This window comes from Paraburkholderia pallida (assembly GCF_004524855.1).
Taxonomy (GTDB): Bacteria; Pseudomonadota; Gammaproteobacteria; order Burkholderiales; family Burkholderiaceae; genus Paraburkholderia; species Paraburkholderia oxyphila.
In genome coordinates, this window is the sequence record NZ_CP038150.1 from 1,643,395 (window position 1) to 1,659,091 (window position 15,697).

13 protein-coding genes are annotated in these 15,697 nt (G+C 64.7%); 6 read left to right on the forward strand and 7 right to left on the reverse strand.

Features of this window, described 5'->3' with window-relative positions:
* The first annotated feature begins 12 nt into the window (after positions 1 to 12).
* The gene (locus E1956_RS33785; protein ID WP_232072168.1) at positions 13 to 1,002 is read left to right on the forward strand and encodes a succinylglutamate desuccinylase/aspartoacylase domain-containing protein; all 990 of its coding nucleotides are present in this window, start codon (positions 13 to 15) and stop codon (positions 1,000 to 1,002) included.
* Positions 1,003 to 1,844: 842 nt separating this feature from the next.
* Positions 1,845 to 3,827: an oxidoreductase gene (locus tag E1956_RS33790; RefSeq protein ID WP_134757374.1), complete on the forward strand. Its 1,983-nt coding sequence runs from the start codon at positions 1,845 to 1,847 to the stop codon at positions 3,825 to 3,827.
* Between the two features lie 22 nt (positions 3,828 to 3,849).
* Here the strand turns inward: E1956_RS33790 and E1956_RS33795 are convergent, their stop codons facing one another.
* Positions 3,850 to 4,755, reverse strand: a complete 906-nt coding sequence (locus E1956_RS33795) for a LysR family transcriptional regulator (RefSeq protein ID WP_134757376.1) — start codon at positions 4,753 to 4,755, stop codon at positions 3,850 to 3,852.
* 160 nt (positions 4,756 to 4,915) lie between these two features.
* Here E1956_RS33795 and E1956_RS33800 point away from each other — a divergent pair, with 160 nt between their 5' ends.
* The 3 genes from E1956_RS33800 to E1956_RS33810 all read left to right on the forward strand — a co-directional run bounded on the left by E1956_RS33800 (position 4,916) and on the right by E1956_RS33810 (position 8,189).
* A complete protein-coding gene (locus tag E1956_RS33800) occupies positions 4,916 to 6,091 on the forward strand; it encodes an amidohydrolase (RefSeq protein ID WP_134757378.1) in 1,176 nt (391 codons plus the stop codon).
* Between the two features lie 53 nt (positions 6,092 to 6,144).
* Complete coding sequence (locus E1956_RS33805) at positions 6,145 to 6,930, forward strand: ABC transporter substrate-binding protein (protein ID WP_134757380.1); 786 nt, start codon at positions 6,145 to 6,147, stop codon at positions 6,928 to 6,930.
* Between the two features lie 113 nt (positions 6,931 to 7,043).
* Positions 7,044 to 8,189 carry a porin gene (locus tag E1956_RS33810; RefSeq protein ID WP_134757382.1) on the forward strand — a complete coding sequence of 382 codons (1,146 nt, stop codon included), beginning with the start codon at positions 7,044 to 7,046 and terminating at the stop codon, positions 8,187 to 8,189.
* Positions 8,190 to 9,426: 1,237 nt separating this feature from the next.
* Here the strand turns inward: E1956_RS33810 and E1956_RS33815 are convergent.
* From E1956_RS33815 to E1956_RS33835, 5 genes are all read right to left on the reverse strand, one after another.
* Positions 9,427 to 10,956 (reverse strand): amino acid permease, encoded by a 1,530-nt coding sequence (locus E1956_RS33815; RefSeq protein WP_134757384.1) that lies wholly within the window; start codon positions 10,954 to 10,956, stop codon positions 9,427 to 9,429.
* 147 nt (positions 10,957 to 11,103) lie between these two features.
* A complete protein-coding gene (locus E1956_RS33820; RefSeq protein WP_028222250.1) occupies positions 11,104 to 11,568 on the reverse strand; it encodes an Lrp/AsnC family transcriptional regulator in 465 nt (154 codons plus the stop codon).
* Between the two features lie 99 nt (positions 11,569 to 11,667).
* Entirely contained in the window at positions 11,668 to 12,426 is a 759-nt protein-coding gene (locus E1956_RS33825; RefSeq protein ID WP_134757386.1) for a dimethylarginine dimethylaminohydrolase family protein, read from the reverse strand.
* 209 nt (positions 12,427 to 12,635) lie between these two features.
* Positions 12,636 to 13,460 carry a sensor histidine kinase gene (locus tag E1956_RS33830; RefSeq protein ID WP_134757388.1) on the reverse strand — a complete coding sequence of 275 codons (825 nt, stop codon included), beginning with the start codon at positions 13,458 to 13,460 and terminating at the stop codon, positions 12,636 to 12,638.
* A gap of 18 nt (positions 13,461 to 13,478) precedes the next feature.
* Positions 13,479 to 14,144 carry a response regulator transcription factor gene (locus E1956_RS33835; protein WP_134757390.1) on the reverse strand — a complete coding sequence of 222 codons (666 nt, stop codon included), beginning with the start codon at positions 14,142 to 14,144 and terminating at the stop codon, positions 13,479 to 13,481.
* Between the two features lie 264 nt (positions 14,145 to 14,408).
* Between E1956_RS33835 and E1956_RS33840 the strand changes: the two genes are divergently transcribed.
* The gene (locus E1956_RS33840; protein WP_134757394.1) at positions 14,409 to 15,218 is read left to right on the forward strand and encodes an acetoacetate decarboxylase family protein; all 810 of its coding nucleotides are present in this window, start codon (positions 14,409 to 14,411) and stop codon (positions 15,216 to 15,218) included.
* Positions 15,219 to 15,247: 29 nt separating this feature from the next.
* On the opposite strand, the gene E1956_RS33845 is transcribed toward E1956_RS33840, so the two are convergent.
* Positions 15,248 to 15,661 carry a response regulator transcription factor gene (locus E1956_RS33845; RefSeq protein ID WP_167760199.1) on the reverse strand — a complete coding sequence of 138 codons (414 nt, stop codon included), beginning with the start codon at positions 15,659 to 15,661 and terminating at the stop codon, positions 15,248 to 15,250.
* Positions 15,662 to 15,697: the final 36 nt, after the last annotated feature.

Sequence of the window (15,697 nt, forward strand, 5' to 3'; positions counted from 1 at the left end):
CTTGAATTGAGCGTGACGGGCGACTCGGGGGCGGCGCTGCCGCTGCGCGCGTGGCGCTTGAACGGGCGCGGCGATGGCCCGAGCGTTCATTTGCAGGCGGGACTGCACGCGGACGAGATCGCGGGTATGCACGTGCTGCATACGCTGTTGCCGCGGTTGCGGGAGGCGCAGGAGAGCGGGCGTCTTGCAGGGACCGTCACGGTTGTGCCGCAGGCGAACCCGCTGGGGCTCGGGCAGTTTCGCCATGGGCGTTTGCTTGGGCGCTTTCATGATGCTACGAGCCGCAACTTCAATCGGCATTTTCATGAGTCGATTGCCATGGAACGCGAACCTGGTACGTTCGCCGCGTGGCAGAAGGCGTTGTTTGCGCTGGCGAGCGAGGCGCAGATCGTGCTGGATTTGCATACGGATTCGGAGGCGTTGCCTTACCTTTATGTGCATGAGGGGTTCTGGCCGGAGGCTAGCGACCTCGCCGCTGCATTGAGCGCGGAAGTGGCGGTCGTCTGGGGCGACGATGACGATGGCGCGTTCGAAGGCGCGATTGTCGAGAGGGGGCGGCGTGAGCCGCATGCTGGGTTGCTTCTTGCTGCGACGATCGAGTTGCGCGGGCAGTCGGATGTGAGCGATGCGCTCGCGCAGCGTGATGCAGATGGGATTTATCGATTTCTGTGTGCACGTGGTGTTGTTGATGAGCGTGTTGAGCACATGGGCTGGGAGGGCGAGGCCGTGCCGATTGGGAATATGGAGACGATTTTTGCGCCGGTTGCAGGCGTGCTCGTTTATAGCTGTGAGTTGGGGGAGCGCGTGGCGCAGGGGCAGACGATTGCGCGGATCGTTGCTAGGCCCGGCGATCCTTCCAGCGAAGTCGCGATGAGGGCGCCGCAGAGCGGCCGCATTGTGACGAGGAATCGCGATCGGTTGATCGCTCAGGGCGATGTGGCGATTAAGATGACGGGCTCGAAGCCGTCGGGTAGTTGGGGCGGCGGGGCCCTCGATCCCTGAATCTTGTTGTGTGCCTAGTGTTGGCCTTAACTTGTATTCGCGGCGGGCCGCAAGCGTTGCCCCTGTGCGGGGCGGCACCTACTTTTCTTTGCAGCCGCAAAGAAAAGTAGGCAAAAGAAAGCGGCTCAAACCGCTAGTGTGACGCCGTCCCCCACTGCCCTGTATATCGGAGTGGCTCCGGGGCATCCGTCGCCTCGCACACTCCGCCTTAGTGACAAGGGGCTCATTCTTCCCGCCGCGCGCTACGCGCGGGCGGAAGGGGCTGCAAGGAAAACCGAGTGGGGTGGCCGGCGAATGCGTTGGGGGTGCCGCCCGGTAAATGCGCAGGGTGCTGACCGGTAAATACGAGGGCGTGCTGACTGGTTAATGCCAAGGGGTACTGACCGGTAAATGCGCGGGATACTGACCGGTGAATGCGCGGGCGTGCTGACCGGTGAATGCAAGGGTGTACTGGCTGGAGAATGCGTGGGCGAGCCGCCGATCGAATACGCTGGAGTCCTACGAAAATGCGTGCGTCACACTGGTTTTGATTATGCCCCACGGCGCGCGCAGCGCTGCCGGATGGATGAGCCCTTAGTCACTCCGGTTGACGGCGAGTGGTGACAGACGCCCCGGAGCCGCTCCGCTATAAGTCGAGTGGTGAACTGCGTCACACTGGCGGTTTGAGCGGCTTTCTTTTGCCTACTTTTCTTTGCCGCGGCAAAGAAAAGTAGGTGCCGCCCCGCACAGGGGCGACGCTAGCGGCCCGCCGCGAAAACAAGTTAAGGCGCAACGCCTGATACCCAACGACAAAGGCCCGAGCGCCCAGCGCTCAAACAAACCTGCTAAAAAGGCAAGCCTAGATGAACACGACAATGTTTCCGCACTTGTTCACGCCGCTAAAACTTCGCGCTGCGAAGCTAAAGAACCGCATCATGTCGACGGGCCACGACACAACGCTCCCAACGGACGGCCACGTCAACGACGCATTAATCGCCTACCACGAGGCCAGAGCGCGCGGCGGCGCGGGCCTGATCGTGATGCAGGTGGCTGGCGTGCACGAGACCGCGCGCTACACTTCGCACCTCCTGATGGCAACCGACGACAGCTGCATCGCAGGCTACCGCCGCCTCGCCGAAGCAGTCCACGCCTACGACTGCAAGCTGTTCTCACAGCTCTTCCACCCAGGCCGCGAACTAATGGAATCAGCAGACGGCCTGCTGGCAGTCGCCTACGCACCTTCACCCGAGCCCAACGAACGCTTCCGCGTGATGCCACGCGAGCTCCCCCGCGCGATGATCGACGAGATCGTACGCGGCTACGGCCAGGCCGCGCGCCGCATGCACGAGGCCGGCCTCGACGGCGTGGAATTCGTGGCAAGCCACGGCTACCTACCATCGCAATTCCTGAATCCACGCGTAAACCACCGCACCGATGAATACGGCGGCACCCCCGAAAACCGTCTGCGCTTCCTCCGCGAAGTGCTCGAAGAAATCCGCCGCCAAACCTCCGAAGACTTCGTGATCGGCATGCGCATCAGCGCGGGCGAGCGCGATGCAAGCGGCCTCACCGCCGAAGATGCGCTTCACGCGTGCACGCAGCTACAAGCGCAGCTCGACTACGTGAACATCATCGCCGGCAATTCGGCCTCGCTCGGCGGCGCGATGCATATCGCTCCACCCATGTCGTTCGCCAACGCCTACGTCGCCCCCGATGCGAAATCGTTCAAGGAAAGCCTCTCGATTCCCGTGTTCGTCGGCGGTCGCATCAATCAGCCTCACGAAGCGGAAGCGGTCATCGCCAAAGGCCAGGCGGACGTATGCGGGATGACGCGCGCGCTGATCTGCGATCCGCAAATGCCGGTCAAGGCCCAGGCCGGCAATACCGACGACATTCGCGCCTGTATCGGCTGCAACCAGGCCTGTATCGGCCACTTCCATCGCGGTTATCCGATTTCGTGCATCCAGCATCCCGAGACGGGACGCGAGCTCACGTACGGCGAGATGAAGCCGGCCGCGCGGCGCCGCAAGGTGGTGGTGGTCGGAGGCGGCCCGGCCGGCATGAAGGCGGCGGTCACTGCCGCCAGGCGCGGGCACGACGTCACGCTCTACGAGGCCGGCAATCAGCTCGGCGGGCAGGCGCTGCTCGCACAACTGCTGCCGCGCCGCAGCGAATTCGGCGGCATTGCGACGAATCTCGCGCGCGAGCTCGAGTTGTCGGGCGCACGCGTGGTGAAGAACACCCGCGTGGATGCGGCGATGATCCGTGATCTGCGGCCCGACGCCGTCATTCTCGCGACAGGCGCGATGCCCTGGCTGCCCGAATTCGAAAGCGACGGCGGCGTGGCGGTGGTGAACGCGTGGCAGGTGCTGCGCGGAGAGGCGCAAGTGGGCGCGCGCGCGCTAGTGGTCGACTGGCGCTCTGACTGGATCGGGCCCGGCGTGGCGGAACTGCTGGCGCGCTCGGGGACCTCGGTTCGGCTCGCGGTGAACGGCACGCACGCGGGCGAGACGCTGCCGCTTTATGTGCGCGACGATATTGCCGCCGAGTTGCATCGGCGCCAGATTCCGGTGACGCCCTACGCGCGCCTGTATGGATGCGATGGCGATACCGTGTTCATGCAGCACACCACGAGCGAAGAGCCCATCGTCTTTGAAGGCGTCGATACGCTCGTGCTGTGTCACGGCCACAAGCCCGAGTCCGGGCTCGAAGCGGCATTGCGGCCGCTCGCCAATGGCCGCGAAGATGCGCCGCTGGCCGAGCTGATCGTAATTGGCGACTGCCTCGCACCGCGTACGGCGGAGGAAGCCGTGTACGAAGGGCTAAAGGCCGGTTGGCAGGTTTGAGTGAGAGAAGGCAGGCGTCTGCTCAGCCCGGCAGCGCCTTGCTCTGCAGGCATTCGATGAAATACTCCGCCTCGCCGCTCAGGACGAGGTCCTTGCGATAAATGACGCTGAGTTCGAGCCGGGGCAGCGCCCAATCGAGCGCGATGCGCTCCAGCGTGCCGCGCGCGATTTCTTCTTCCAGCTGGAAGTCCGGCCACACACTCACCACGCCCGGCTCGCTCGCGAGTTCCGTATAGAGCCGCCGCGCCGTGCACACGGTGACGCGCGCCGGCAGCGGGAGCTGCGCGCCCGCGCCAGCCTGCGCGGTCAGCGTGGCCCAGAACGCCGGCATGCTCTTGCGCGTGTAGTTATAGAGCCAGTGCGCCTCGCGCAGGCGCGTGAGCCGCGTCTCGCCCGTGAGCGGGTCGCCGCGCTTGAGCGCGAGCGATTGCGCGACAAAGCCCAGCGGGACCACGCGGAACTCGGTGCCGGCGTCTCCCGGGGCCGTAAAGCCGATGCACATGTCGAACGAGCCGTCGCGCAGGCCGTCGATGAGCCGGGTCGTCTGGAACTCGAACACGTCGAGCGGCACGTTGGGAAAGCGCGCACGAAACGCGTGGATCGCATCCGGCACCACGATCGAGGCGGCCAGCAGCGACACGCCAATCCGGATCGTCAGCACCGAAGACGTCTTCATCTCCTCCAGTTCCTGCTCCGCGCGCTCGATCTCGCCAACCACGGTGCGCGCGCGCCGCAGCAGCGCCTCGCCATAAGGTGTCAGACGAATGCCCGAGCCGCTGCGCACGAGCAGTTGCACGCCGAGGCGCGCCTCCAGCTCCTTGATGCTCTTGGTCACGGCGGGCTGGGACAGGCACAGCGCATGGGCGGCGGCCATCAGCGTGCCGTGCTCGGCAATGGCCACGAGGATGCGCAGTTGGGTGGTTTTCATCGCTTTCGCGGCCCATGAGCCTTGGCTATGTACATAAAAAACTGGAAATTGACCAGTCGCGGCGCTGGCTAGTATAGCCACTTCGCCGCCACCGCACGGGCGCGGCCTGATGCACGGAATTCACGGAATGCAGCGCATGCACCGAAGAGAGGGAGGAAAAATGGGAGCGGATTTGATCGATGCGGACTTCGACGAGCTCGTCGCGTTGCGGCGGGACATCCACGCGAACCCGGAGACAGCGTTCGACGAGATGCGTACGAGCGAGCTAGTCGCGGCGAAACTGCGCGCCTGGGATATCGAAACCCACACGGGCGTGGGCAAGACCGGGGTGGTGGGCGTGATTCGCGGCTCGCGCAGCGGGCCTGAGAGCGGGCCGAACAGCGTTCGCACGATCGCGCTGCGCGCCGACATGGATGCGCTGCCCATGAACGAGGAAGGGCGTCCGTTGCACCGCTCCTTGCGGCAAGGCGTATTCCACGGCTGCGGCCACGACGGCCACACCGCCATGCTGCTCGGCGCGGCGCGCCATTTCAGCCGCCACCGCGATTTTGCCGGCACGCTGGTGCTGATCTTCCAACCTGCGGAAGAGACGGGCGGCGGCGCGCTCGCCATGCTCGACGACGGCCTCGAAACGCGTTTTCCGTACGACGAGATCTACGCGATGCACAACGCGCCCCACTTCGCGCCGGGGACGTTCGGCGTGCGCGACGGGGCCATGCTCGCGTCCTGCGACGAGTTCGAGATCGACGTGACCGGCGTGGGTGGCCATGGGTCCTCGCCGGAGAAAACGAAGGACCCGGTCGCCGCCTCCGCGCAGCTCATCTGCGCGCTGCAGACGGTCGTGAGTCGCGCGATCGATCCGGCAGCGGCCGCCGTTTTGAGCGTCGGCAGCATTCATGCCGGCAGCGCATCGAACGTGATTCCTTCGCAGGCCAAAATGACGGGCACCGTGCGCACCTTCGACGAAAGCGTGCGCGCGCGCATGAAGGCGCGCATCGAGGCGATCTGCGCGGGCGTGGCGCTCGCGACCGAATGCGAGATCGCGGTGCGCTTCTACGGCAGCTCGCCGGCGACGATCAACCATCGCGCGCAGGCCGAGGCCGCGGCGGCTGCCGCGGCCGAGGTCTTCGGCGCGGAGAACGTCCTGCGTGAGTTCGCGCCGCTCAACGGCTCCGAGGACTTCTCCGAATTCCTGCTGCGTCGGCCCGGTGCTTATGTGCTGCTGGGCCAGGGCGGCGTCTATTGCCACCATCCCGAGTTCGATTTCAACGACGAAGTGCTGCCGCTAGGCGTGCGCTTCTTCGTGACGCTGGCGCTCGCGCGCCTGAGCGCGTAGTGCGTGCACTAACGCGTCTTGAACAGCAATCCCAATCCAGTCAGGAGACACTGATGAAACCGCAACTGTTGCCGATCCTCGTCGGCACAGCGCTCGCCGCCTCGCTCGCCCTCGCGCAATCCGCGCAGGCCGAAACCTTGCGCTTCGGCACCGACCCGACCTATCCGCCGTACGAATACAAGCTGCCGAGCGGCCAGCTCGCCGGGCTCGACATCGAGCTCGGCAACGCGCTGTGCGCCGCCGCGCACGTGAAATGCGAATGGGTGGAGGGCAGCTTCGACGGGCTGATCGCCGGCCTGCAATCGCGCAAGTTCGACGCGATCAACGCGTCGCTCGCGGCGACCGCGGCGCGGCGTGCCGTGATGGACTTCACCACTCCGCTCTATCCGGCGGACATTCGCCTGCTCGCGCCGAAGGCCGCGCACCTGCAGCCCAATGCGGCGTCGCTGGCCGGCAAGCGGATCGGCGTTTTGCAGGGCTCGACCCAAGAGGCGTTCGCGAAGCTGAACTGGGCGCCACACGGCGTTTCGATCGTCGAGTACCCGGACCAGAACAGCGTCTATGCCGACCTCTCGAACGGGCGGCTCGACGGCACGCTCGTTATCGGCGCCGCGGCGCGGCTCGGCTTCCTCGCGAAGCCAGAGGGCAAGAGCTTCGAGCTGGCGGGCCCGCAGATCGTCGATCCGGCGCTGCTTTCCATGAGCAGCGTGATTGGCGTGCGCAAGAACGATCCGCATACGCTGCAGGCGCTCGATGCGGCCATCGCGCAGCTCAAGCAGGACGGCACGATCGACCGGCTGACGCACAAGTATCTGGACACCACGCCGGCAACGAAGTAAGCGCCGCACCCGTGCAGGCGCACGCGGCCTGACGCGGGGACACGCCCGCACGCGGCGCGTCCTGCGCGGTTCACCGTGGCCCGCAGTTGGGCTTCTACCCGCTGATTGAAAACATGAAACGACACGCACTACTGGGTTGCGTGCTGGGCGCGTTCGCGCTTGGCGCGCACGCAAGCAATGACTCCAGCGTCACCCTGTTTGGCATCATCGACGAGGGCATCGTCTATACCGGCAACCAGGGCGGCGCCCATGCGCTGCAGACGGTCAGCGGCACCACGGCCCCCACCAAATGGGGCCTGCGCGGCACCGAAGATCTCGGTGGCGGCAACAAGGCATTGTTCATGCTCTCCACCACCTTCTCCGCCAACAACGGCACGGCGTGGCCGAGCGGACGCATGTGGGGCGACTACGCCTGGATTGGCCTGCAGAACGAGCGGCTCGGCACGCTCAAGCTCGGCCGCCAGGCCGATTCGATGACGGCTTACCTTGGCGACTTCTCAGCCGGTGGAAACTGGGGCGGCACGTTCTTCGCCCACCCATTCGACAACGACAATCTTTGGGACTCCTTTTTGCTGAACAACGCGGTGCGCTATGAAAGCGTGAGCGTTGGCGGCTTCGACGTGGGCGCGACCTATGCGTTCAGCAACAAGGCGGCGTCGGCGACGGGCGGCTCGGGATTCGCCGACAACCGCGTCTGGGAGGCGGCTGCGCGCTATCGAAACGGGCCTATCAGCGCGGCGCTGGTCTACGAGCAGATCGATCATGCGGGCGACGACGCGCCTGGGACCTTTGGCGCAGTCGATGCGGCCGACGCCAATTTCACCGCTAACGGGCAGCGTATTTATGGTGTGGGGCTCGGGTACTCGCTCTCGAAAGTGGACTTGCACGCGAATCTCACGCGCACCACGTTCTCGCAGCCCTCGGGCGAGTATCAAAGTGCGAGCTTCACTGGTGCGAGCTCCTTGAGTTTTAACAACGCGGAGGTCAATGCGGTCTGGCACGTTACGCCCGCGGTCAGCCTGAGCGGCGCCTATACGTACACTGAGGCGCGGGTCGACGGGAGCTCGCCGCATTGGAACCAGTTCGGTTTCGTGGCCGAATATGCACTCTCGCATCGCACCAGCATTTATGCCCAAGGGGTCTATCAGCGTGTTTCTGGCGAGAGATCACCTTTCGCACAGGCGCAGATCAATACGCTGTCGCCGGCTTCGGGCGATGTTCAGTCGGTGGTTGGTGTGGGGTTGCGGCACTTTTTCTAGTACGGGGGGAGGCTCTGCCTTGCTGTGAGTAGCGGTTTGTGCTCGCGGGCCGCTGCTTCTTGGCAAACGACGGCGGCTTGCGCGCGAGGACAAGTTTGGAAACGCGTCGTGACCGTCGGCTAGGTGGCCGATCAGGAACAGGCACCATGCGCTCAGTAGCGCGAATGCGCTAAACATGATGAAGAGTTGGGTGTCCACGAACACTCCTCGGGGAAAGCGTTGGTTGCGACCGGCGCTGTTCCGCAGGATTCTTCAGCGCATTGGTGGGTGCGCTGGTGGTAAGCAAGGTTCGTGCTGGGGGGCGGCTGGGGCCGCCTGGTTTTTATGTTGGCCTTAACTTGTTTTCGCGGCGGGCCGCAGGCGTTGCCCCTGTGCGGGGCGGCACCTACTTTTCTTTGCCGCGGCAAAGAAAAGTAGGCAAAAGAAAGCCGCTCACACCGCCAGTGTGACGCTGTCCCCCACTGCCCTGTCCATCGGAGCGGCTCCGGAGCGTCTGTCACCACGCGGCGTATAGCGGAGTGACTAAGGGCTCATCCATCCGGCGGCGCTACGCGCGCCGTGGGGCATAACCAAAACCAGTGGAACGCACGCGTTTTCGTAGTACTCCAACATATTCTATGGAAGCTCGCCCACGCATTCGCCAGCCAGCATACCCTTGCACTCACCGATCAGCACGCCCGCGCATTAACCGGTCCGTATCCCTGCGCATTTACCGGTCAGTACCCCTTGTCATTGACCGATCAGCACGCCCTCGCATTTACCGGTCAGCCCCCCTGCGCATTTACCGGGTGGCACCCCAGCGCATTCGCCGGCCCGCCCACCCGGTTTCCCTTGCAGACCCTTCCGCCCGCGCGCAGCGCGCGGCGGGAAGAATGAGCCCCTTGTCACTAACGCGGAGTGTGCGAGGCGACGGATGCCCCGGAGCCGCTCCGATCTACAGGGCAGTGGGGGACGGCGTCACACTAGCGGTGTGAGCCGCTTTCTTTTGCCTACTTTTCTTTGCGGCTGCAAAGAAAAGTAGGTGCCGCCCCGCACAGGGGCAACGCCCGCGGCCCGCCGCGAAAACAAGTTAAGGCCAACGCCATATAAACCCCCACCAAATACATTCGGCATTGCGTAGAATCCCGCGGCGCGTCCATCTGAACTCAAGGCCGCGGGCTGGCTGGTGCCGCAACTTCCCGGCGAAGCGGGTGGGCGCAGGGGGTGAGCACGCCGGGCAAGGGCGTCAAAAAAAACATCACGCCTGCTCGCGCCGCGCCACCACTTCATCGACCGCCTCAACCGAGCGCGTCAACCAGGGCCGGATCTCCATCTCCTCATACCTCACGAGCCGGCTCTTCCGCACCCGCCGATAAGCCCACCATATCGCCACAAACAGCGGAATCCAGACATAGATGGAAAGAATCTCCATCCAGTCAACGCGAGCCGCAAAAAACGCCTGATAATCCTGCCCAAGCGAGATAACAACACACACAGCGATAGCAAAAAGCGGCCCAAACGGAAACCACTTCGCCCGATACGGCAGCTGATCGAGCCGGAAGCCCTGCTTCAAAAACCCCTTCCGAAACCGGTAATGACAAACCGCAATCCCAAGCCACGCGATAAAGCCGGTGATACCCACCGTATTCAGCAACCACAAATAGATACTCTGATTATTAACGAGCGAAGTCAGAAAGCACAGCCCACCCACAGCCATCGTCGCATACAGTGCATTACGCGGCACTCCACCCGGCGACAGGGTCGCAAACATGGCAGGCGCACGCCCTTCCGCCGCGAGGTTATACAGCATCCGCGTGGCCGCATAAGTACCCGAATTGCCAGCCGACAACACCGCCGTAAGAATCACGAAATTCATCGCATCGGCAGCAAGCCGGAAGCCCGCGTGGCTGAATACCAGCGTGAACGGGCTCACGCCAATGTCGGTCACGTCGCTCTTGAGCAGGTTCGGGTCCGTGTACGGAACCAGCAGCCCGATCACGAAGATCGCGAGCACATAAAACAACATGATGCGCCAGAAAATCTGCTTCACCGCTCGCGGGATCGTCTTGCGCGGATTCTCCGATTCGCCCGCCGTGATCCCGACCAGTTCAGTGCCGAGAAATGAAAATCCGGCAATCAGCGCCACGCTCATCATCGCGTGCACGCCGCCAACGAATGGCGCGTCGCCAGTCGTGAAATTGTGCCAGCCGGCCGTGTGCCCGTTCCCCAGCACGCCAGCCCCAATCAGCAGCCCGGCCGCGATGAACGCAATCACCGTGACCACCTTGATCAGCGAGAACCAGTACTCCGATTCGCCAAAGCCGCGCACGGAAAGCGTGTTCAGCAGGAAGATCAGCACGAGGAAGCCCGCGCCCCACCAGATGCCCGGCACGCCTGGAAACCAGTACCGCATCACGATCTGCCCGGCAACCAGCTCGATCGCAATCGTGACGGCCCAGCTGTACCAGTAGGTCCAGCCGAGCGCGACGCCGAAGCCTTCGTCCACGTATTTCTCGCCATAGATCGCGAACGAGCCCGATACCGGCATCAGCGCGGCCATCTCGCCAAGGCCCGTGACGACGAAATAGACCATGATCCCGATCGCGATATACGCGGCGATCGCGCCGCCTGGCCCCGCCTGCGCGATCGACGCGCCCGACGCAACGAACAGCCCCGTGCCAATCGACCCGCCAATCGCGATCATCGCGATGTGGCGGCCCTGCAGACGGCGCTTGAGCGTCGTCCCAGACGATACGGCCGTCTCATCTGCCGCTTGCAAAGCTTCCATAGTGTTCACCCAGAATGAATTCGAGCCTGTCTATTTAATTCGGAATCCGAATAAACAGGCTTGTTGTTCGAGCCGAAATCGGCACTGCCAGCCGCTCGCCTGCCCAATGCTGCCGTATAGAACGCGTTTCGATCGCACCTTGCCGCGTCAGACAACGCTGCGCTTGATCGCCTGCAGCTCGGCCGTCGTCACGATCTTCTCGATGCGGTAGCGCGTGCTTTCGAGCCAGTCGTTCGCGATCCGCCGGTACTCGTCGAGGTCTTCGCACGCGAGCCGCACGAGAAAATCGAACGTGCCGCTAACGAGCCAGCAATCGAGCACGGCCGGGTTCGCGCGCATTTCCTCTTCGAACGGCGCCTGCGAGCGTCCATGATCGGCCAGCACGATTTGCGCGAGCACGACGATCGGCTTGGTCGCGCGTGGCGCCTTGATCACCGCCCGGTAGCCTTCGATGATGCCCAGTGCCTCGAGCCGTTCCACGCGGGCCTGACACGGGCGCGGCGTGAGATTCACGAGTTCCGAAAGCTTGCGGTACGAGATGCGCCCGTCGTTGCGCAGGATGTCGAGGATCCGGAGGTCGATCTTGTCGAGCTGCATTTTCTTGTCGGTCATCCGCGTTCGCTCCGGTCGGGTCGTGGCTCGTGCGCGCAATGTCTCCCATTGCGCGCGGGACCCACATTATCCGGCCGAAGCGGGCCGCACGCCAGCCGCCTAGAAGCGCAGCGACAGGCAGGTCAGGCCGCCATCCATCTTGCGGAACTCGCTCGTGTCGATCACGTGCAGCGGCAGGCCGAGCTGTGCGATTGCGTCGTGCACGCGCGGATAGCCGGCCGGCGTGATCAGCGCACCGTTCACGCGCAGCGTGTTGCCCGCGTATTCGTCGGCGGCCGAGACCGCGATGCGGCGATAGTCGGCGAACGCGGGATGCGCGCTCAACGCTTCGGTGACGAGCAGCGTGTCGTCGCCGAGTGCGTTGACAACCGACTTCAGGTGCAGGCCGGCGCCCACCGGCACCGCAACCACCGTGTAGCCGTAGCGCGACACGAGCGACTCGAACGCGGCGATGCCGTCGGCGTCGGTGCGGCCCGTCAGGCCGATGTAGAAGCGCTTGCCCACCAGCATCACGTCGCCACCGTCGAGGCGGCCGTCGCGCATCGGCAGCAGGTCGCGATGCGCGGCCAGCGCCGCTTCGATATGCTCGGTCTCGCCGCGCCGTGCGGGTGCGCCGGGGCGCGTGATCACCGCGAATTCCGGCGTCACGACCGCGACGTCTTCGACAAAATGCGAATCGGGGAAGGCGGCCAGCGGCGGCAGCTCGGTCAGCTCGACGCCTAGCTGGCGCAGCGTCGCGCAGTACGTCTGGAACTGCGTGAGGGTCTTGTCGTAATCGGGCGCGCCGAGCGCGGCGGTGGTGAGGCCCGCGCCGCAGGAAGGCGAGGGACGGCGAACGATCGCTTGGGTGAATTGCATTGACTCCTCCATGGTTTTAATGCACCCGTGCGGCGCACGGGGCAGGTGTGTTGTGTCCAGACCATTATCGGAGGTCAAATTGAGCAATTCGTGTCGATTTCGGCTGCGGCCACAGCCGATCGCGTCGAATTGCATGCGGCACGCAGCGGATTCGGCAGACGGCCCTGAATGGCGCGCCGAGCGGGCGTTCTTCGCCAACGGTTTGCGATTCAGGCGGGCAGCAGCGTGATCAGAAAAGTCGCGCCGCAGTCGGGATGGTTGATGGCGTGAATCTCGCCGCCGTGCGCTTCCACAACGGACCGGCAGATCGCAAGGCCCAGTCCCAGCGCACCGTCCCGGGTCGTATGGAACGGCTCGAAGATCTGCGCCAGGTCTTCGCTCGCAATGCCGGGGCCGTTGTCGGCCACCGAGACGGCCAGCGCGCCCGCTTCATCGGTCCGTGAGGCAATGACGATGCGGGCGGGCCGCTCCTTCATCCCGCTCATCGCCTGCAGCGCATTGTGCGTGAGATTCATGAAGACCTGCTGGAGCTTGCCGGCGTCCGCCAGTGTTTGGGGCAGCCCCGGTGACAGACGCAGTTCGAGTGTCGCGCCGTGCCGGGCCATCTCGTGCGCGATGAGCGGTGCGATGGCCCGCACCACGTCGTTGATCGACGTGGGGATCAACTGGGGCGGGGGCCGCCGCACGCGCTGGCGAACCTGAGCCATTGTCTCGGCCGCGCGGCGGCCGTCGCTCGTCATCCGCTCGACGCAGTCCCGCATTTCGTGCTTGGGCGGATTGTCCTGGCGCATCCATCGCAGGCACGCCTGTCCGTCCAGCACGATGGCCGAAAGCGGTTGGGCAATCTCATGGGCGATCGAGGCAGCCAGTTCTTCCAGCACGCCAAGACGCATGGATTCGTCCAACCATGCCTGGGTATCCTTAAGATGTTTCCGGGCCGCCTCGAGCTTGCGCAGGTGCCGCACGAGCAACCCGAGTGCCAGCGACGAAGCAAGCAACGCAGCAAACGCGAGATATCCGGCAAGCCTGAGCATGGACGCACGGCGTTCGCACTAGCGGGCCGGGTCCGGCTGGAACCGGGCGAGTCCCAGCAGCCCGGCCTTCTGGACGAGGTCGGCCACCGAGCGCGATCCCATCTTGTGCATCACCTGGCCGCGATGCATCTTCACGGTGACTTCGCTCAGCGCGAGGTCCGCGGCGATCTGCTTGTTGAGCGAGCCGCGCAACACATGCGACATCACTTCGCGCTCGCGCGGCGTGAGCGTCGCGTAGCGCTGCTGCAGGTCGGCATGGGCGGCAAGCGAGCGCCTGCGCTCCGAATCGCGCTCGATGCCCAGCGCCACCGCGTCGAGCACCTCCTGGTCGCGCAGCGGCTTGGTGAGGAAATCCACGGCGCCCGATTTCATCGCCTTGGCGCACATCCAGACGTCGCCGTGCGCCGTGATGAAGACGATGGGGATCGGGTTGTGCCTGTGCGCCTGCTGGTCCTGGAACACGAGCCCGCTATACCCCTGCAGGCGCACGTCGAGGACGAGGCAACTGGGCACCTCCGGCCGCTCGAAGCGCAGAAATTCATCGCAGGAGCCGAATACTTCTGCCCGCATGCCGGTCGAGCGCAGCAGGCTCGACAACGCCTTGCGCTGCGACTCGTCGTCGTCGATCACATAGGCGATGGGGCCGGCCGCTGCCGGCCGCGCATCGTTCGGGACGGTGTCCATGATGCCTCCGCTCGCCGTCGAGGGCGCGTATTGGCGAGGCTCGATTATCTCCGGCCCCTGGCGGCGCTGCAGAGTAGGTAAGTTTTACAACGTGGAGGGCACGCCAGCCTGAACGATCGGGTGAGGACCCCATACGAAGGTCGGGCCTGCTGGCATGTGTACGTACAGTGGTTCGGAGCCGGTGGCGGCGCTAACGTGAACGCGCCTCGGGCCACTACCGGCCCATGCCGTTGCCGTTGAACGGGTCACCCTGCGGAGATTCCCATGCTCAAAGGTTACATGGCGCCGCTTTCCCCGCTCGGGAAGGCCTCCATCAATCCGCCCCCGCCCTGGCATTATTCGGGCGACGTCATCGGCGCCGAATTCTGGGCCGAGCCCGAGGCCACGGCGGCGACGTTGCCGCCCGGCCTCGACCCCGACCCCTCGACGGCCGGGCACGGCGTGATCCTTTTCATCGACTGGCAGTTCACGGCGCAGGACGACGAGTTCCTCGACCCGGCCCGCTACCAGTACCGCGAATGTCTCTTTCTCGTCGATGCCGTTCACAAGGGCACGCCGGTCATGTGGTGCCCGTACATCTACGTCGACAACGACGCGGCGCTCGCGCGCGGCTGGGCACAGGGCTTTCCGAAGAAGCTCGCATCGGTGTACCAGACCCGCACGTTTGCGGCGCCGAGCGCGGCGGCGGCGCCCGTGGCAGCTGGCTCGCGCTTCGGCGCGAGTCTCTCGGCCCACGGCGAGCGGCTCGCCGAGGCGCGCATCACGCTGCGCCAGCCCGTAGCGGATCCGAAGTCGCTGCTCGCGCGTCCGACCGTCAACCGGCGCTATTTCGCGAGTCTCGCGGCGGGCCTGCACGACAAGCCCGCCGTCGACGAACTGGTGCTCTCGGTCACCGACAACCTCAGCGTGGCCGACGCGTGGGCCGGCGATGCCGAGCTGCTGTTTCCCGACGCGCGCGGCGAGGAGCTCTGCGCGTTTGGCCCGGTGAAGGTGGGCGGCGGCTTCCGGTTTTCATTGGCGTATTCGGTCACCGACCTGAAGCTGCTGGAAGACCTCACACGCCCGGGTAAATAGCATGCGCGCCCGCTGCCGCCCTGCCGGGCTCACAGCGCTTGCCCAGGCGGCAGCGCACGCTGGACACGGCGCGCGCGCGGCTCGAGGGCGTGCTCGATCGAGTCGAGCAGGCGCGCGTCGTCGAAGGGCTTGGCGAGGACCCGGCAGGTGCTCGAGAGCCTGGCATTCCTGATGTTTTGATCGTCGCAGGCGGCACTCATCAGAATGACGGGAATGCGCGCGTCTTTCTCCTGAACCTGAAGGTAGAGCTCCATGCCGCTCATGCGCGGCATATGGACATCGGTAATCAGACATTGCGTGACTTCGAAGTAGAGCGAATGCAGGAAGTCCTCGGCGCACGCAAACGTATAAACCGCGTAGCCGTGCGAGCGAATCAGGCTCGTGATGGCTTGCCGGATCGATGCGTCGTCGTCGACTACTGCAATCACAGGCAATCGGGTCATGGTGATGTCCGGCGTGCGGATTCGCGCAGATTGGCA

Coding starts and splice junctions, on each gene's coding strand:
- E1956_RS33790 (WP_134757374.1), top strand. CDS start 1,845: ATGAACACGACAATGTTTCCGCACTTGTTCACGCCGCTAAAACTTCGC.
- E1956_RS33795 (WP_134757376.1), bottom strand. CDS start 4,755: ATGAAAACCACCCAACTGCGCATCCTCGTGGCCATTGCCGAGCACGGC.
- E1956_RS33800 (WP_134757378.1), top strand. CDS start 4,916: ATGGGAGCGGATTTGATCGATGCGGACTTCGACGAGCTCGTCGCGTTG.
- E1956_RS33805 (WP_134757380.1), top strand. CDS start 6,145: ATGAAACCGCAACTGTTGCCGATCCTCGTCGGCACAGCGCTCGCCGCC.
- E1956_RS33810 (WP_134757382.1), top strand. CDS start 7,044: ATGAAACGACACGCACTACTGGGTTGCGTGCTGGGCGCGTTCGCGCTT.
- E1956_RS33815 (WP_134757384.1), bottom strand. CDS start 10,956: ATGGAAGCTTTGCAAGCGGCAGATGAGACGGCCGTATCGTCTGGGACG.
- E1956_RS33820 (WP_028222250.1), bottom strand. CDS start 11,568: ATGACCGACAAGAAAATGCAGCTCGACAAGATCGACCTCCGGATCCTC.
- E1956_RS33825 (WP_134757386.1), bottom strand. CDS start 12,426: ATGCAATTCACCCAAGCGATCGTTCGCCGTCCCTCGCCTTCCTGCGGC.
- E1956_RS33830 (WP_134757388.1), bottom strand. CDS start 13,460: ATGCTCAGGCTTGCCGGATATCTCGCGTTTGCTGCGTTGCTTGCTTCG.
- E1956_RS33835 (WP_134757390.1), bottom strand. CDS start 14,144: ATGGACACCGTCCCGAACGATGCGCGGCCGGCAGCGGCCGGCCCCATC.
- E1956_RS33840 (WP_134757394.1), top strand. CDS start 14,409: ATGCTCAAAGGTTACATGGCGCCGCTTTCCCCGCTCGGGAAGGCCTCC.
- E1956_RS33845 (WP_167760199.1), bottom strand. CDS start 15,661: ATGACCCGATTGCCTGTGATTGCAGTAGTCGACGACGACGCATCGATC.